This is a genomic window from Geobacillus sp. DSP4a, from assembly GCF_013096875.1.
GTDB classification, from domain to species: Bacteria; Bacillota; Bacilli; order Bacillales; family Anoxybacillaceae; genus Geobacillus; species Geobacillus thermophilus.
This window is the reverse complement of sequence record NZ_SDLD01000201.1, coordinates 1-442: the sequence shown is the minus strand read 5'-3', so window position 1 is coordinate 442 and position 442 is coordinate 1. Positions and strand designations below refer to the sequence as shown.

The window sequence follows — 442 nt, the reverse complement described above, 5'->3', positions numbered from 1 at the left end:
GTTATAGATCGTGTCGCACTGATACCGGTCGTGCTTGGTATATCCTTTGAAGTTCTGCAGCTGACAAACAAAGTGCGTGACATTCCCGGTCTGAAATTACTTGGGTACCCGGGACTTTGGCTTCAGCTGTTAACCACAAAGGAACCTAAGGATGAACAGGTTGAAGTTGCCATCGAAAGCTTTAACGAACTTCTCAGACTCGAAGCATTGTCTGAGCAAAATCAGAAGCCTTCTCACAACGTCATCTAAAATCCGTTGCCCTGCTATTACTTTCGGAGGTGGACAGTTATGAATCATCGTGTACAACCTATTATTGCTGTATTAATTGCGCTGGGAGCGTTCGGTTTCCTCTATGTGCTGGTAACCAATCCCGGAGAAATGGCAAAAATGGCGGTAACCGTCATCGTGGCAGGTATCATTATTTATTTTATTGTGAAATATG

At 44.1% G+C, this 442-nt stretch carries 1 protein-coding gene and 1 pseudogene; both read left to right on the top strand.

Translation table 11 applies throughout. The annotated features are described in order from the left end of the window. Positions 1–249 (top strand): DUF1385 domain-containing protein (locus tag ETC02_RS16990; RefSeq protein ID WP_171698481.1); only part of this gene is annotated, 249 nt, incomplete at its 5' end. A 39-nt stretch (positions 250–288) separates the two neighbouring features. Continuing rightward, positions 289–442: pseudogene (locus tag ETC02_RS17970) on the top strand (SA1362 family protein); the annotation flags it as partial.